This window comes from Methylobacterium sp. Leaf361, from assembly GCF_001424445.1.
In the GTDB taxonomy this organism is placed as follows: domain Bacteria; phylum Pseudomonadota; class Alphaproteobacteria; order Rhizobiales; family Beijerinckiaceae; genus Methylobacterium.
In genome coordinates this window covers 1-14,152 of record NZ_LMPY01000035.1, presented here as the reverse complement: position 1 = coordinate 14,152, position 14,152 = coordinate 1, and the positions used below count along the sequence as shown (strand labels likewise).

Here is a 14,152-nt window from a genome sequence, read left to right as displayed (position 1 = left end):
CAATCGGATCGCTCTGAAGCCATGCAGTGGAGCCGGCGCGGGTCGAAGCCGCGCCGGGACTTCCTGCGCCATCCTACGGCAGCGCGCCGATCATGCCCTTGGCTTGGGTCATCGTGTCCTCGCACGCCCGCTGATGGCCCAGGCGATCCTCTTCAACCGCTCGGCTGAGAAGCCGAAGTGCGTCAGCGACATGCGCTGAGGTGGGGATCATCGCGGCATCACTGGGCTCGCCAGTTGGAGCTGCTGCGAGAGCCTTCGGCGAATGGCTGCTGCGGATCGTATGCCCGTCGCGGAGACCGGCCACGTGAACAGCGCCGGCGCTATCGAGCCGGCGTTCGATTGTCCCGATTTGCTCGGCGCAAGAGCTAGCCCGAGCCGGGAGCTGCGTGAGGCCGAGCAGAAGGGCTGAAGCCGCCAGAGAGAGTTCGAGGCGCATGAAGGGATCCTTTGTACCGCAAGCGGTTGATCCGCACTCAGCCAGATGGGCGGGTCGTGCAATCCGAGCGGCAGCGGGGAACACGCGCGGCCGACGGATGATCACTGAGATTGTTGCGGTGCAACATACCAACCCACGGATCTCGCGAATGATCCCTGGCGGTTGCGGAAACATCCGGAGCCTGGCTCTCAAGCGGCATGGAAGCGGATCTTCCAAGGGTCCGTCCTGGGCTGGAACGAGCCGAACGCACGCTGCTGCGTCTTGCTCGCTACTGGTTTGCCATCCACGAGGCAGCCGGCAACCTGCTGGTGGCCGAGGAGCCGGAGGCCGTTGTCTAAGTGCGAGCGGTCCCTACTCGTCTGCCAGGAACTGCAGACCGTCACGCTTCATGAGCAATTCGTCGAGGTGGTGCCGATAAAGCTCGATGCTCGCTCGTTCTCGGTGGGCAGCGTCCTGGGACAGGTTCGTGTCGCTGAGCGCGCGCGTCGAAGACCGGACGTTCTCTTGCAGAATAGCGATCTCGCGCTCGACCCGCTCAAGCTCGGTCATCGTCGCCTCCAAAAATTGTTGCCGTGTCCGAGTAGGCCGCCTGATAGCAGCTATTTAGGCCCAGGGCTCTCCCACAATGCTCCTCGTTCGCGTACCCTATGTCGATCATAAGCAGGTGCACGTTCATGACCGAGCGGCGAGAACTGTACCGAAGCCCAAATGGGGATACGTGGTATCTCGGACGAGAGCCCGAGAGCGGTCGAGCTTTTGTCATCCACCAGCCGAATGCCCCCTCGGGAGGCCGGCTATCTCACATTGAGCTGGGCGCCTTCCTGCGAGGAAGTGCCGGGGGACCGGAGCATCAGGCTCTGCTGCGTCTGATCGGGACACTCGTGGACATCCCACCGTATGGAGATCGACCATAAGGGTCGGCGGCCCTGCTCTTTTCGCTGGGATCAGACAGAGATGGCGGGACCCGCCAGAGCCACTGCACGTCGAGCAGGTGAGGGCGACGCTGTAAAAGGCATCGAATAAAAAGTCCCTAGTCCCGGATTGGCTTGGGCTCCGGTTTAGCGGCCCGAGTCAGGCTCCGGATCGCCCGCAGCGGTCGACCCGCCTTCTCGGCGATCTCGGACTCCTGCTGCTCAATGAGTTCGCGGGCAGGCTGGTCGCCGTCGAGGCCGCCTAGGATCTCCATCGGCACGCGCCGGTTAGAGGCGCGGCTGCCGTCTTCGAAGACGACGTCGAACAAGACGAAACCTCGATCCTGAGGCAGTCGCTTCGCGCGCTTGGCCATGGGGAGCTGATACCCCAGCAAGCTGAACAGCGCCAGACTGACGAAGAACCGCGGTCAGCATCAGGGCAAGCCTCAGGGGAGCCAAGCTCTCAACGTTGGCTACCGTCGTCCGGCTCGTTCTTGGTGGCGTCGTTCTCGGAAACGGCTTCAAAGAAGTACTCAGGCGGCTTGCCCACAGCATCGCCGAGGCGCTTCAATAGCCGCAGTTTGCGCTCACGCTCGCGTGCCAGCCTGTCGCGGTCCCTCGGCGAGAGTCCGAAATCGCGCCCATCGTCCTTATCGCGCTCGCCCATACTGGGCCCGCCTTCGGTTGTAACCGTGCGACCTATACCCAGATTGCTTCGCAACGAAAAGTTGTGATTGTAGACATTCAAGCCTTTCTAAGGAGCTCGACGGCATATGCCGCGCCGGCGATCGGAACCTACCCTCTCGTCAGCGTCGCTTCCGCTCACTGCCCTCAATATCGGGGTATGGGAGGATGACGTTGCCGCCGATCGCGTCCGCTGTGACGCGGTCATGGCTGGCATCTTCGGTTTGTCCGAAGCTGAGGCAGCGGAGGGTATCTCGTGGGAACGGCTTTCCGCGATCTTCCACCCGGACGACCTCGCTGGCGATACCGTAGATCGGCGCCGCGTGCGCGATGAAGGCGGATCGTTCGCTTGGGAACACCGCATTGTGCCCGAACCTGGTGTCGTCCGTTGGGTACTGTCGCGCGGCTATTTCGAGCGGGACGCCTCTGGTCGAGTTCGCGGGCGCGGGATCGTCATCGATATAACTGACATGCAGATCGATGGCCTCCTTCAGGGCTCCACACATTTTCTATCGGCGACTGAGACGATGAGCTCGCCAGTGGAGCGTATGGCTGAGCGTGTTCTAGAAATATGGGAACTGATGCACGAGCTTGATGCCGATCGTGTCTCCCGCCTTGAACCACACTTGAAAGCCGTGATGCTCGAACTCGGCCGCGAAATCGCTGCGTCATTGCTCGTCGAGAGGTCGGCAAAGCCGATGCCACGCACCGCACGCGCCGACGATCCAAAGCTACACTAGGTAAGCTGCTGCACGCTGCAGAGGCACGAGCGATGCCGCGAAGTTCTAGCGTGTAGCCGCGCCCGACTTTTTACTCAGGGCTTTGGTAAGCGTGCGTAGCTCGCGATCGTTGCGGGTGCAGAGATCGTGGCCAAACGCCTCTTGCAGGTAGGCAGCGTCACGGTCTGCCTTACGGCTCGTCGGCGCTGCCCCTGCCGATGCCACCGGCGACGCCAACAGGGCCGCCATCACGATGAGAGCTTGGCGACGCCATGGATATCGCACGGGGCACCTGTCGGCTTCCGCTGAGCGGCTAGGCTACGAGCGATCCGTCAAAGCCACCTTACCGACGCGGCACGGCACCAGCCCAACGTTGACTTAACCGTGTCGCCCGGCCGACATGGGCGGTCACGGCCGTGCTCGCCTCGGCGAGTCGTGAGCCGGCCATTCAGGAGACCATCGCTGCGAGATAGACCCTGAAAAGCCAACACCCCCGTCCCGGCAAGGACGAGGGTGCTGAAAACCTGGGGCCTGGTGGGGCCGGTGTCGAATACCCCCCACAAGCCATGAACTCCCCTCGGGAGTCAAGCGAAAGCACCGCTTTTCGCACCGGGAAGGCTTTGCCTGGACCCTAGCCGCGGCCCGTGAGGGACCGGGATCGATGTTTCACGCCACCATGCGGTCGGCGATCGACGACGCGCGCACGCTCGCGCAGCTCGACAGCCTGTCGCGCACCATCTGGCAGGCCCATGCCGCCGAGACCGTGACCGACTCAGAGGCGCAGGGCTTGGCCGAGGCGCTGCACACCCGTAGGGCTGCGATCCGCGAGGCCGTGGTGCCCGTCGGCATTCCTCTCGGCCGAGTGACGCTGTTTCCGCCCAAGCGCCTCCAGCGGGCTCCTGAGCGATCCGTAGCGATCGAGCGGCGCCGACGGCTGGCCTGCTCGGGGCCGATGCCGCCGGCCCTCGCCAGCAGGTTCACCACCGGGCAACTCGCGGTCCTGCGGATCGTCGGGGACGAGATGGCCCGCAACGGCGCCTGCGGGCTGTGCATCGACGCCATCGCAGCGCGGGCGGGTGTATGCCGGCGGCTGGCCCAGGCTGCCATCCGGCTAGCCGAGGGCGACGGGCTCCTGACCATCCAGGAGCGGCGCCACCCGGGCCGGAAGTCCGATCCGAACGTGCTCCGGATTATCAGCCGGGAATGGCTTCAATGGCTCCGGCGGGGAGGGCGTTCCGCGGCCCCGGCGCTGCTAGGCGGCATAGGGTGCAAAACGATGCACCCCACGGATAAGGGAGATCCACAGAGGCAGGTTGTGGAAACGGCAACGTCGAAGGGCTGCCGAGGGGCAGCGGTCGACCTTGGCCGAAGCGATCCTGTGAGAATTCTCGCGGGCGGTAGGTCTGGCCGAGCTATGCGGTGACGGTCTGCGTGTGGCCGATATGACGAACGCGTCGGCGAGCGCGTCGTCCACCCTGAGTTGATGCTCGATGGTCGCGCCGAGCGCGGCTCCTATGTCGGTAAGGCCAAGCCGCGAGTTTCGCGGTGCAGAGGATGCAACTTGAAGGGTCGGTCCGTTCGACGCGTTGCCGGATCCCGCGACACAGTCGCGATGATCGGTGGGTTCGTCCTGCTCGTTCTCGCCGGATTGGCAGCGGCCGCCGCCGCTCTGGCCAGTGCGGATGCCGATGCGTGGTCCGCTCATTCTGCTGAAGTACGGCAAGCCGAAGGACGCCTAATCCGGCTCATCCAGGAGGCGGAAACAGGACAGCGCGGCTTCCTTCTCACCGGCGACCCGACTTACCTCGACCCGTTCACGAGGGCTGGCCGCGAGTTGCCGGGCGCTGAGGCGCACCTACGAGCACTCACGGGTGACAACGCGGGGCAGCAAGCTCGGCTGGATCAGCTCCGCCCCATCATCGACGATAAGATTGCTGAACTCGCACGATCAACTGAGCGCATGCAGGCGGGCGACCAAGCGGGAGCGCTGGCCATCGTGCGCACTAACGCCGGACGCGACCTGATGAGGCGTATCCGGGCGACCGCCGCAGAGTTCGATCGAGCAGAGGTGGAACTGCAAGCCATGCGCGCTGACCGGGCCGCGTTCCGTCGGTCGATCCTGGCTGCAGTTATCGCCGTCGCCCTGGCTCTGGCTGCTGCCCTCGCTTGGCTGGTCATCCGGACCGACCGGAGGCATGCCCGCGATCTTCAAGTCGCGAACGATACACTCCGCCTGGAGATCGCGCACCGCGAGCGAGCCGAGGGACAGCTCCGGCAAGCCCAGAAGATGGAAGTCCTGGGGCAGCTCACGGGCGGTATCGCCCACGACTTCAACAACATGCTGGCCATTATCGTCGGCAATCTCGACATGCTCGTGCGGCGCCTCTCGGCCGAAGACACTCGGGCTCGCGCTATGGCGGAGAACGCGCTGAGTGGGGCGCGCCGAGCTGCCGAGCTGACCAAGCGGCTGCTCGCTTTCTCGCGGCTGCAACCTTTGCAGCCACAGCCAACCGACGTGAACCGGTGCGTCTGCGACATGTCCGAGATGCTCCGGCGGTCGCTTGGTGAAGGCATCGCGGTCGAAACGGTTCTAGGCGGCGGTCTCTGGCCAGCGCTGGTCGACCGGCCGCAGCTTGAGAGCGCGATCCTGAACCTGGCTGTGAATGCCCGGGACGCGATGGAAGGCCAGGGCCATCTCACCATCGAGACCGCCAACGCCATGCTCGATCAGGCCTACGCTGACGCCCACGCCGAGGTGACGTCCGGCCAGTATGTGGCGGTGTCGATCACGGACACGGGGATCGGCATGAACCAGGAGGTGCTCGCCAAGGCGTTCGATCCCTTCTTCACCACGAAGAGCGTGGGACAGGGGACGGGGCTGGGCCTGAGCCAAGTGCACGGCTTCGCCAAGCAGTCCAACGGGCACGTGAAGCTCTACAGCGAGCCCGGGGTCGGGACGACGGTCAAGCTCTACCTGCCGCGCAGTCTGAGCGCTCCGGAAGCCATCCAGGTCACGTCAGCGCGTCTATCGCCGGATTTTGCCGGACAGAAGGTCCTCGTAGTTGAGGATGAGGCCGGTGTGCGAAGCTTCGCCCAGAGCGCTCTGCGAGAGTTGGGGTGCCAAGCGATCGGCGCAGACGGAGCTGAGATGGCGCGTCGCACTCTCGCTGAGCACCCTGACGTCACGGTAGTGCTGACCGACGTCGTGATGCCGGGGGAGACCGGACGTGCGCTCGTCGACAGCATCCAGGACACCCATCCCGACCTCATCGTGCTGTACATGACGGGCTACACGCGCAACGCCATCGTCCACAACGGGATGCTAGATCCTGGCGTGCGCCTGCTCAGCAAGCCCTTCACGGTGTCCGACCTCGGTCGGGAGCTGCAGGCGGCGTTGGTGGAGAGGCGTCGCACTCACGTCTCGCCTTAGGCTACGCCAGAAATGTCCGCTCTCATCGAATTTTGGAGCTGCAGGGCCAGATCGCCGCCCTTCGATGCGAGTACGCTGACCTATACCAGGATCCGCCCTGAGGGGCCGGCGTTCCCGGTGATGCCACTCCTGAATTGCGGAGTGGCATCCTTCGACGGTGCAGTCGTCCGGAGATCGCTACTCGGCCGCTTCAACCTCCGCGTCATCGCCGTCCAGGATCGTTTCTAGGTCGCCCACCAGGGCGTCGAGCTGGTCCGCTGTCGCCTTGAGCTTCAGCTTGGTGCCATCCTGTGCCTCGATCGCGATCTCGATGTGATCGTCGACCTTGGCGGCCAGCGCCTGCTTCACGGTGTAGGTCGTCACGTCAGCCTTGTCCGCCATGCTGTCTCCTTGGTTGGCTCCCGACCAACCCGAGACGCACCGTATCGGTACTGCGGCAGAAGCCCGCGTCTTTGCGTTCCTGCGGACCTTGGCTGCGTGCTCGCGTGCTAGCCCGGCATGCTGTTCCTCTACGGTCTCACCATCCTCGCCGGCATCGCCAACGCGATCCAGCCCGGGCAAAACGCGACCCTATCCAAGTCGCTCGGCCTCCCTGTCACGGCGGGGCTGATCACCCTGCTCGTGAGTACGGCCGCGCTGCTGCTGGGAGGCCTCGCCATCGGCAAGCTTGAGGTACCGACCGGTCAGCAACTGACTCAGGTGCCCTGGTGGGCGTGGCTCGGCGGCCTGTTCAGCGTGCTGCTGATCCTTGCGCAGCTCTACGCCTCGCCGGCCATCGGCGCCGCCTCGTTCCTGGGCATCATCGTGACCGTGGGCGTCGCCGCCTCCATCGTCCTCGACAACTACGGCTGGGTCGGCTTTCCTGTGCATCCGGCAAGCCTCTGGCGGATACTCGGAGCTGTCCTGATGGTCGCCGGCGTCGCGTTGGTCGCTCTGTTCTGAGCGCGCATGCCGCTCAAGCTGGGGCGAACAAATGACTGCATCGGTTGTCCCTCTGCCGTTGAAGGGATCTGCGCTCCAAAGCCTCGACGCCACAGCCGCGGAGATGCTGGCTGGCGGCCGAGCGACAACCCTCACGGCCGCGAGGATCAGTCTGCTGCTGGAAAGCATCCAGGCGAAGCGGTCTGAGCTAGTGGCAGTGATCGACGACCTTCAATCACGCCCGTCCAGCGGGAACGCACAGGTCGACCGGATCAACGCTGACCTGTGTGTCGACGCGATCCACGGGCTAGGCCACATCGATCAGATGCTCCGGCTTCTCGAAGTCATGCAGCCCGATACCGCGATTAAGGACCCGCCGGGCTGACCAGCACAGCTCACCAGCGGCCGCGGCGTCAAAATCGAGCTACGCGGATCAAGCACTTTAATCGATTGTTAACCATGATCCTTAAGAATTGATTAGGAGTTGAAATATCGGCAGGCAATCATGCTGGATACGATTTTTTGGTCGGCTGTAATCATCGCGATCTCGTGCGGCATTTTTATTATCTGCCTCGAACTCTACGAGGAATGGGCTCAAGAAATCCAAGCCACCGATGAAATAGCCGGTCAAGACTGCGCTTGACGGCGGAGCGAGGTTCTCAGCCTCGCCTTCGCATCCGAGGACGCCGAATAGCGCCAGTAGCTAGCCGATGCCCAGGATGTGTCACGGCGCACAAAACCTGGCGAACGATTGGCAGAGCATGCCGTTGAGAGGTCACAGCCGGCCAAGCACAGCCGCCGCGATCAAGACCGCCACACCGACGATCTTCCTCACGCGACCCGACTGACCGGATGGCTTCCCCGTGAAGTCAAACGAACCCGCATGGAGATCGTCATGAAGCTGCATCTGCTCGCCGCTGCCGCCCTGGTTGCCGTCGCTACCCCCGCCTTGGCGCAGGGCATCGACAGCAAGCACAGCCCCTATCCGGCTTCAGCGTACTCGGGCTACGCCGGCAATGCCTCGGTGGTCTTGCCAGAGCTCTCGGTGACCCACAACCGCGCGGCCCTGGCCTACCGGTACTCGGGCCAGCATGCGGGTGGGCCGGCCGACGATCTGGCGCGCTGAACAGGTGACACTGCCGCCTCTGGCTCAAAGGCAGATAAAGCTCGATCCCGCAATGTCGCGGGAGCCAAAGCTATGGTGTGTAAGCGCACCTGAGCAGGTGTTTAGCGTCACTTATGCACTTGGCGAAGCCTACAGGCGGTTGTTCACTGCACCGTGCAGGCTTAGGTCGGCTGTGTGAGATCGCGATGGCGTCGCGGTTTCGCAGCTCTTCCCAAGGGCGTTTCCTCCCAAGACTTCGGGCCGCTCCAACAGGGCGGCCTTTTTTCTGCACGCACACCTGTTACAGCAACGCTTCCCCCTGCTGATGTGCCCGAGGCGTTCGCGACGCCACACGGCGCTGTTGTGGGCGGACGTGCGACGACAGGCTGGTGCGGACCAGTTCTCCGCTCCTGACCCGTGAAGCCTAGGCCGGGCTGTCGCGTGAGGGTCGGCGTGGCGGGGGAATTGGACACCGCAGAGCGCCGGCCCATGGCCATCATAGCAGCGGAAGCAGGCCCTAATGGGCTCGTGCGCCTGGATCGACCGAACTCATGTTCCGGGCCAGCAGCATACCCGCCACCATCAATGCCTGCCTCAGCACGGGCAGCATCTCCTTGGCATGGTCCTGCTCAATGAGCCCGTGAGCGATCAGCAGGTAGTCAGCTACGGCCTCCAGGGCCGAGCCTGGCGGAGTCGTCGGGCTCATGGGTGGCGGGACGAAGCGCGAGAGGGTGCCGTAGGCTTTCAGCGGCTCCGAGCCGCTCGGGATGATCTCGGTCAGTGAGCCCAGGTAGCCTAGGAAGGTGTCGCCAGGTGGCCCGTAGGAGGGCACGGCGCCGATCATCACCCAGGCATAGCTGCCATCGGCTCGGCGCAGGCGGGTGCGGAGGCTGTACTCGCTCTGCTGATCGCGGGCGCTGCGCAGGAAGGTGACGGCGGTCTCGCGGTCCTCAGGATGCATGCAGGCGAACCAACCGTGTCCCACGGCCTCGTCGGCTGCTTGGCCGGTGAACGTGGTCCGTTCGGGGCTGACGTAGGTCACGCCGCCGTCCGCCTTCGCAACGAAGATCATCTGGAACGCCCCCCTCGCTTCAGACGCTCAGCGCCGGGAAAGGTCACGCACTAACGCTGAGGCGGACCAGCCTATCGAGGGCGATACCAGTATATTTCAACCGTTATAATTAGTGTTGGGCTGACGTATGGGGCTGGAACAAATTTTTTCACGCCTCGATTTTTATCCTGTTATGGAAAAAAGTGACGATCGCTGCTGGGCAGCTCTGGACCGGCTTGCCGACGCGCTCGGCATTTCGAGAGAACGTTTCTTCGTGGAGGCGCCACATGCAGGCACAACCGTGAGCACTGACGAATGCCTGCGTCTGTGGTCGGAAATCGAGACGGAGGAAGGGCGGCGACAAGCCCTGCAAGCCCTCCAGACGATCGTGAGGCTGGAAGAGGCGTCGCGGTCCAAGAATTTATGAGGGCGGGTACGTTCCGCCGAACAGATCGCCCAAAGCCTTCCTACGAAACAGCGTCCGCCAGCGCCGCCTCTGATGCTCCGGCCGGTCGTGGATCATGTGGCATCGCTGGCAGAAGGCCGCGAGGTTGGCATCCGCGTTGTTCGAGGTGTCATGGTCCCGGTGGGCTGCGGCCAACACCACCCGGGTCCGGCGCGCCCGTCTGAGGATGTCCGCCTCTGCCGCGATCCGGATCCGCCGGCCCCAGCCGTCGCGCCACCGGCCGGCATCCGCGTCCCACCAGCGGCCGTCGCCGAGGTGGTAGACCATCCGCCCGTGCGGACGGCCACAGCCCTCGCAGCAGCCCTTCGCCCGGCCGAACCGGATCACGGCCGAGAGCTGCGCCCAGTCGATGGGGTAGAAGAAACGGTGCTCGGGCCGGATCGGCATGGTGGGGCTGAAAACCCAGTGAAGGCCCGGCTCTGCAGCGAACCGGCTACTCTGTCCTGTAGCCTTTCGGCCACAGCTGCCGGGCAACGTGATAGCGGGCTGCAACCAAACCGCTTCTGAGATGTTGGGGCGTCCGGCTGAGGATCAGGCAGTGTATTCCGCCGATCTCGTATGCCTTCATATTCGGTTTACTAAGCCGCCCTACCCCGTCGCCGAATGGTGTGTCCGTAAAACTACAGCCTTTTCTATCACGGACTGGTAGCCATACCTCCAGATCGAAATTTGGACCTTCCGTTATGACCAAGCTCCTGGCCTCGCTGGCCGCCTTCACGGCCCTCACCGCCGCCGCCTCGGCCGCCGACCTGCCGCGCCGCGCTGCTCCGCCGCCGGTGTTCACCCCCGTCCCGGTCTTCACCTGGACCGGCGCCTACTTCGGTATCAACGCCGGCTACGCCTTCGATGCTAGCGACCGCAAGACCGGCAACGTCTTCGCCGTTCCCTTCCCCTACGCGGCCCCGGGCACCGTCGCCTCCTTCCGCAACCGCAGCCAGGACGGCTTCTCCGGCGGTGGCCAGATCGGATACAACTACCAGTTCACCCCGGGCTCGGGTGTCGTGATCGGCTTCGAGGCTGACGCTCAGTACCTTGATTTCGGCCGCGACCGGAACAACGCCTTCATCTCCGGCGCCGTCGCCCCCGGCCTGATCGTCAACGACCCGCGCGGCCTGTCGAGCCTCGACTACTTCGGCACCGTGCGCGGCCGCCTCGGCTACGCCTTCGACCGCACCCTCGTGTACGGCACCGGCGGCTTCGCCTACGGCTCAGGCAGCGCTGAACGCTCCTTCGGTGGTTTCCGCGGCAACGACAGCTTCCGCACCGGCTGGGCCGCTGGCGGTGGCATCGAGTACGCCCTGCCGACCGACTCGTTCCTGAACTTCTTCCGCTCGAGCGCCGTGACGCTCAAGGTCGAAGGCCTGTACGTCAACCTCGACCGCGGCACCCGGAACCAGGGCGTCCTGCTCGTCGACGCTGCGAGCCTCACGCCGGTCGTCACCACCGGCGTCGGACGTCGCTCCGACGAGTTCGCCGTCGTCCGCGCCGGCCTGAACTACAAGTTCGGCTCCTACTGAGATCCGGTCGCGCTGCTCCCGGCGGCTGTGCCGGGAGACGCGGCGGCGGGCGAGGGGTAGTTGGTCCTCCTCATTGCCTTCCGCCGCCGAAGAGCAGCCGATCGGCTGACCTTCGCATCCCCAGCCCGATCAAACTGGCCGCGAGGTCGGCAGCACCCTGGGAGCTCCCGCTCCTGGGGTGTTTCTTCGTTCTGGAATAGCCGTCCGAGCGGATCCGATCCCCTGTCCATGGCTCGACATGACGTCGTCGCAACTCGCCAGACCGTCATGGCGAGTTGGATCCGTAACGCCCTGAACGTCACCGGCTGATCGAGAAGGCGTCACCGGCTGCTTCCGCCGGTCATACGGTGATCGGCCATCCCTCTCGCCGTTTGGGTTTTTCGTCGATGTCGTATCAATGGGAGGCCTCTCAAGCGGAGGCTGACCATGTCGAGCAACGACCACGACCTGAACGAGACCCCTGAAGAGGGGCCGAAGAAGCCCGAATGGACCCCCGGGCGGCGCCTGTCGCGCAAGGGCATGCCCCGGGCTCGGAGCGAGTATCTGAACTCCCACGCGAAGGTCGAGGCCCGGCGCAAGGCTGCGCGGCGCGCGGCCGGGACGCCCAGTCGAGACGATGTCGCCCGCGCAGCTCTGCACGCGCTCCTCTTCTCCCTCGCGGCGCGGCCGGATGCTCCCGAGCCCCGGGACTTTTGAGATCTGACCGTCAGCTGCCTCGGGCACGCATTGTTCGATCCCGAAGAAACGCAGCGCGTCTTGGCCGACATGGTCGTGCGGGCCAAGCATGATTGGGTGGAGTGGGTCTACACTCGCGTCTTCCGAGCTTGGCGCGACGGCGGCTGCCAAGGCCCACGTCCCGAGCGCCCGGAGAAGACCCGGGAGATCCCGCGACGGCCGAACGGCACGATGCCCTGGACGTACAAGGAGCCCCGTCCGCCGGGCCCACGACGTCCCTGGCGGCGGCGAAGACCGTCGACCGACGGCGAGGCCTGAATATCACCGGCTGACGCCTACTAACGGGGGGCCGAGGTGGATCCTACCTCGCTATTCCCGTGAGCCGTCGCAGCCCGTTTGATTGGGATCGGATCAGGCTGCGGGCACCGTCGACCAGGGTGGGGAGACAGGGGTGTCAGCCGAGCGGCGACAGAGCCTATTGACGCTGGGCCACTCTCGGCAGACCACGTGACTGTGGGACAGAACGTGCAACCTCCGGCTACCGGCCTTGTCGGCATCGGGCTCTATACGCCCGCTGAAGCCGGCCGACTGCTGCGCATCGCACCGGCGAAGATCTCTCGCTGGCTCCGCGGCCACGAGGCCAACGGCAAGCGCTACGAGCCGCTGTGGCAGCCGCAGGTGGACCTCGGCGAAGAGGGCATCTTCCTCGGCTTCCGGGACCTGCAGGAGGTCCGGGTTGCCTCGACCTTCATCGAGAAGGGCTTGAGTCCGCAGCGCGTGCGCCAAGCCGTCGAGCTCGCTCGCGATGTCGTCGGCGATGCGCGCCCGCTGTCGACGGCGCGCTTCCGGTCCGATGGTCGAACGGTGTTTCTCCAGGTCGTGGAGGAGGACGGACAGACTAAGCTGATCGACCTGTTCCGGAAGCAGTTCGCCTTCCGCGACATCCTCGAGCGCAGCCTGACCAACCTCGACTACGACGAGGCCGGCATCCCTGCGATCTGGTGGCCGCTCGGGCGCAGCAAGTCCGTGAAGATCGACCCGGCGCGCTCCTTCGGGCAACCGATCGAGGCTGAGACCTCTGTCCCGGTCGACGCGCTCGTGTCCGCCGTGGAGGCCGAAGGGTCACCGGAGGCGGCTGCCCGAGTGTGGGACGTGCCTGTCCGCGCCGTGAAGCGCGCCCTGGTGTTCCGCCGCGAGATGGATCTGCGGTCGGCGGCTTGAGGGTCTTCTTCGACAACTGCACGACCCCCGTGCTCGCCGAGACCTTGAACGGCTACCTCCACCATCGAGACGAAAGCGCGTCCCACATCCGGGATCTGCCGTGCGGGCGGCATGCCGCGGACCTCGAATGGATGGCCTATCTAGCGGGCACGGGCGACGACTGGCTCGTGATCACCGGCGACAAGCGCATCCAGAAGAACAAGGCGGAACGTGCCGCCTTCCGGCAGGCCGGGTTGAAGGGGCTCGTCCTCGCCGCCGGCTATCAGACGACACCGATCAATCAGCAGGCGTCCCTGCTGATCTGGCGCTGGCCGGATATCGATGGCCTCCTGAAGAACCTGAGGCCACCTTTCCTGTTCGAGATCCCGATGCACCGACAGGCCGGGTTCCGGCAGCTACCGATCTGAGAACTCACAGCTTGGCGGCTGCCATCGTAGAGGTTCAGGCCAGAGGCGGCGCCTAGACCCCTCGCCCTGTGGGATCGGCCCGATGACCCCAGACACCTTCCTCTCCGAGATCGTGGGCCCGAACATGTTGGTCGTGGGGCTACATACCGCGGTTGGACGGGCCGCCCGTCATGGCGCCGCAGCGGAGGACCTATCTGATTGAGAGCCCGTTGCATCCTTGGGTCCGCGAGTGTGGATCAGCGAGGTTTTCAGGTGGCAGAGCGGCATTCCAGTCAGAACGGTCAGCATGGCGGCCCCGGTCTGCCGGTCTTTTACGGAGTGATTGGCGGTATCGGATTGATGTTGGCAGCGCTGACCATGCTGATGGCCGGCCAGGTGGCGAACTCGCATCGAACGATCAGCCATACGGCAGATGCTTCATCGCTCTCCGGAAACCTGACGCGGTCGCACGCCGGCTCGTGGCCTGCCCCCTGAAAAGTGGTCCTCCCTAAGGTATGGCTTTGAGCCATGTTGGAGTTGACCCGGTTTGTGGTCCACGACCTATGCAATTTCTCGGGCTGTGACAGCTTGGTTGGCGAAGGCTCGGGGCGTCAAGCCGCCCAGGGCCGT

Annotated in this window: 20 protein-coding genes; 13 read left to right on the top strand and 7 right to left on the bottom strand. The window is 64.7% G+C overall.

The window, feature by feature from the left end:
* Positions 1–73 precede the first annotated feature (73 nt).
* The 4 genes from ASG32_RS22565 to ASG32_RS22550 all read right to left on the bottom strand — a co-directional run bounded on the left by ASG32_RS22565 (position 74) and on the right by ASG32_RS22550 (position 2,014).
* Complete coding sequence (locus tag ASG32_RS22565) at positions 74–436, bottom strand: hypothetical protein (RefSeq protein ID WP_056531008.1); 363 nt, start codon at positions 434–436, stop codon at positions 74–76.
* A gap of 351 nt (positions 437–787) precedes the next feature.
* Entirely contained in the window at positions 788–985 is a 198-nt protein-coding gene (locus tag ASG32_RS22560; RefSeq protein ID WP_056531005.1) for a hypothetical protein, read from the bottom strand.
* Positions 986–1,466: 481 nt separating this feature from the next.
* Positions 1,467–1,721 carry a hypothetical protein gene (locus ASG32_RS22555; protein ID WP_056531058.1) on the bottom strand — a complete coding sequence of 85 codons (255 nt, stop codon included), beginning with the start codon at positions 1,719–1,721 and terminating at the stop codon, positions 1,467–1,469.
* An 89-nt stretch (positions 1,722–1,810) separates the two neighbouring features.
* Positions 1,811–2,014 (bottom strand): hypothetical protein, encoded by a 204-nt coding sequence (locus ASG32_RS22550; protein ID WP_056531004.1) that lies wholly within the window; start codon positions 2,012–2,014, stop codon positions 1,811–1,813.
* A 106-nt stretch (positions 2,015–2,120) separates the two neighbouring features.
* On the opposite strand from ASG32_RS22550, the gene ASG32_RS32815 reads away from it, so the two are divergent.
* The 3 genes from ASG32_RS32815 to ASG32_RS22535 all read left to right on the top strand — a co-directional run bounded on the left by ASG32_RS32815 (position 2,121) and on the right by ASG32_RS22535 (position 6,180).
* Entirely contained in the window at positions 2,121–2,771 is a 651-nt protein-coding gene (locus ASG32_RS32815) for a PAS domain-containing protein (RefSeq protein WP_082558004.1), read from the top strand.
* A gap of 640 nt (positions 2,772–3,411) precedes the next feature.
* Positions 3,412–4,173, top strand: a complete 762-nt coding sequence (locus ASG32_RS34580) for a hypothetical protein (RefSeq protein ID WP_056530997.1) — start codon at positions 3,412–3,414, stop codon at positions 4,171–4,173.
* Positions 4,174–4,362: 189 nt separating this feature from the next.
* On the top strand, positions 4,363–6,180 hold the full coding sequence (locus ASG32_RS22535; protein WP_056530993.1) for a CHASE3 domain-containing protein: 1,818 nt from the start codon (positions 4,363–4,365) through the stop codon (positions 6,178–6,180).
* Between the two features lie 177 nt (positions 6,181–6,357).
* Here the strand turns inward: ASG32_RS22535 and ASG32_RS22530 are convergent, their stop codons facing one another.
* A complete protein-coding gene (locus tag ASG32_RS22530; protein WP_056530990.1) occupies positions 6,358–6,561 on the bottom strand; it encodes a hypothetical protein in 204 nt (67 codons plus the stop codon).
* Positions 6,562–6,678: 117 nt separating this feature from the next.
* Here ASG32_RS22530 and ASG32_RS22525 point away from each other — a divergent pair, with 117 nt between their 5' ends.
* The 4 genes from ASG32_RS22525 (at position 6,679) to ASG32_RS22515 (ending at position 8,227) form a co-directional block, all read left to right on the top strand.
* Complete coding sequence (locus ASG32_RS22525; RefSeq protein ID WP_056530987.1) at positions 6,679–7,122, top strand: DMT family transporter; 444 nt, start codon at positions 6,679–6,681, stop codon at positions 7,120–7,122.
* A gap of 31 nt (positions 7,123–7,153) precedes the next feature.
* Positions 7,154–7,486 (top strand): hypothetical protein, encoded by a 333-nt coding sequence (locus ASG32_RS22520; RefSeq protein ID WP_157862040.1) that lies wholly within the window; start codon positions 7,154–7,156, stop codon positions 7,484–7,486.
* Positions 7,487–7,606: 120 nt separating this feature from the next.
* Positions 7,607–7,744, top strand: coding sequence for a hypothetical protein (locus tag ASG32_RS34065; RefSeq protein ID WP_157862039.1), 138 nt, complete (start codon positions 7,607–7,609; stop codon positions 7,742–7,744).
* A gap of 240 nt (positions 7,745–7,984) precedes the next feature.
* Positions 7,985–8,227, top strand: coding sequence for a hypothetical protein (locus ASG32_RS22515; RefSeq protein WP_244492131.1), 243 nt, complete (start codon positions 7,985–7,987; stop codon positions 8,225–8,227).
* A gap of 496 nt (positions 8,228–8,723) precedes the next feature.
* On the opposite strand, the gene ASG32_RS22510 is transcribed toward ASG32_RS22515, so the two are convergent.
* A complete protein-coding gene (locus ASG32_RS22510; RefSeq protein ID WP_056530981.1) occupies positions 8,724–9,278 on the bottom strand; it encodes a PAS domain-containing protein in 555 nt (184 codons plus the stop codon).
* A 127-nt stretch (positions 9,279–9,405) separates the two neighbouring features.
* Here ASG32_RS22510 and ASG32_RS34060 point away from each other — a divergent pair, with 127 nt between their 5' ends.
* Entirely contained in the window at positions 9,406–9,684 is a 279-nt protein-coding gene (locus tag ASG32_RS34060; RefSeq protein ID WP_157862038.1) for a hypothetical protein, read from the top strand.
* Here the strand turns inward: ASG32_RS34060 and ASG32_RS22505 are convergent.
* On the bottom strand, positions 9,679–10,110 hold the full coding sequence (locus tag ASG32_RS22505; RefSeq protein WP_056530978.1) for a hypothetical protein: 432 nt from the start codon (positions 10,108–10,110) through the stop codon (positions 9,679–9,681). The genes ASG32_RS34060 and ASG32_RS22505 overlap by 6 nt on opposite strands.
* 296 nt (positions 10,111–10,406) lie before the next feature.
* On the opposite strand from ASG32_RS22505, the gene ASG32_RS22500 reads away from it, so the two are divergent.
* From ASG32_RS22500 to ASG32_RS34055, 5 genes are all read left to right on the top strand, one after another.
* Entirely contained in the window at positions 10,407–11,240 is an 834-nt protein-coding gene (locus ASG32_RS22500) for an outer membrane beta-barrel protein (RefSeq protein ID WP_056530975.1), read from the top strand.
* A gap of 426 nt (positions 11,241–11,666) precedes the next feature.
* A complete protein-coding gene (locus ASG32_RS22495) occupies positions 11,667–11,936 on the top strand; it encodes a hypothetical protein (RefSeq protein ID WP_056530972.1) in 270 nt (89 codons plus the stop codon).
* A 492-nt stretch (positions 11,937–12,428) separates the two neighbouring features.
* Positions 12,429–13,136, top strand: a complete 708-nt coding sequence (locus ASG32_RS22490) for a hypothetical protein (RefSeq protein WP_244492129.1) — start codon at positions 12,429–12,431, stop codon at positions 13,134–13,136.
* Positions 13,133–13,543, top strand: coding sequence for a hypothetical protein (locus ASG32_RS22485; RefSeq protein WP_056530966.1), 411 nt, complete (start codon positions 13,133–13,135; stop codon positions 13,541–13,543). The genes ASG32_RS22490 and ASG32_RS22485 overlap by 4 nt, the downstream gene beginning before the upstream one ends.
* 252 nt (positions 13,544–13,795) lie before the next feature.
* Positions 13,796–14,017 carry a hypothetical protein gene (locus tag ASG32_RS34055; RefSeq protein WP_157862037.1) on the top strand — a complete coding sequence of 74 codons (222 nt, stop codon included), beginning with the start codon at positions 13,796–13,798 and terminating at the stop codon, positions 14,015–14,017.
* Positions 14,018–14,152 lie beyond the last annotated feature (135 nt).

Excerpts from the sequence above, each read along its gene's own strand:
- ASG32_RS22565 (WP_056531008.1), bottom strand. The coding sequence starts at position 436 with ATGCGCCTCGAACTCTCTCTGGCGGCTTCAGCCCTTCTGCTCGGCCTC.
- ASG32_RS22560 (WP_056531005.1), bottom strand. The coding sequence starts at position 985 with ATGACCGAGCTTGAGCGGGTCGAGCGCGAGATCGCTATTCTGCAAGAG.
- ASG32_RS22555 (WP_056531058.1), bottom strand. The coding sequence starts at position 1,721 with ATGGCCAAGCGCGCGAAGCGACTGCCTCAGGATCGAGGTTTCGTCTTG.
- ASG32_RS22550 (WP_056531004.1), bottom strand. The coding sequence starts at position 2,014 with ATGGGCGAGCGCGATAAGGACGATGGGCGCGATTTCGGACTCTCGCCG.
- ASG32_RS32815 (WP_082558004.1), top strand. The coding sequence starts at position 2,121 with ATGCCGCGCCGGCGATCGGAACCTACCCTCTCGTCAGCGTCGCTTCCG.
- ASG32_RS34580 (WP_056530997.1), top strand. The coding sequence starts at position 3,412 with ATGTTTCACGCCACCATGCGGTCGGCGATCGACGACGCGCGCACGCTC.
- ASG32_RS22535 (WP_056530993.1), top strand. The coding sequence starts at position 4,363 with ATGATCGGTGGGTTCGTCCTGCTCGTTCTCGCCGGATTGGCAGCGGCC.
- ASG32_RS22530 (WP_056530990.1), bottom strand. The coding sequence starts at position 6,561 with ATGGCGGACAAGGCTGACGTGACGACCTACACCGTGAAGCAGGCGCTG.
- ASG32_RS22525 (WP_056530987.1), top strand. The coding sequence starts at position 6,679 with ATGCTGTTCCTCTACGGTCTCACCATCCTCGCCGGCATCGCCAACGCG.
- ASG32_RS22520 (WP_157862040.1), top strand. The coding sequence starts at position 7,154 with ATGACTGCATCGGTTGTCCCTCTGCCGTTGAAGGGATCTGCGCTCCAA.
- ASG32_RS34065 (WP_157862039.1), top strand. The coding sequence starts at position 7,607 with ATGCTGGATACGATTTTTTGGTCGGCTGTAATCATCGCGATCTCGTGC.
- ASG32_RS22515 (WP_244492131.1), top strand. The coding sequence starts at position 7,985 with ATGGAGATCGTCATGAAGCTGCATCTGCTCGCCGCTGCCGCCCTGGTT.
- ASG32_RS22510 (WP_056530981.1), bottom strand. The coding sequence starts at position 9,278 with ATGATCTTCGTTGCGAAGGCGGACGGCGGCGTGACCTACGTCAGCCCC.
- ASG32_RS34060 (WP_157862038.1), top strand. The coding sequence starts at position 9,406 with ATGGGGCTGGAACAAATTTTTTCACGCCTCGATTTTTATCCTGTTATG.
- ASG32_RS22505 (WP_056530978.1), bottom strand. The coding sequence starts at position 10,110 with ATGCCGATCCGGCCCGAGCACCGTTTCTTCTACCCCATCGACTGGGCG.
- ASG32_RS22500 (WP_056530975.1), top strand. The coding sequence starts at position 10,407 with ATGACCAAGCTCCTGGCCTCGCTGGCCGCCTTCACGGCCCTCACCGCC.
- ASG32_RS22495 (WP_056530972.1), top strand. The coding sequence starts at position 11,667 with ATGTCGAGCAACGACCACGACCTGAACGAGACCCCTGAAGAGGGGCCG.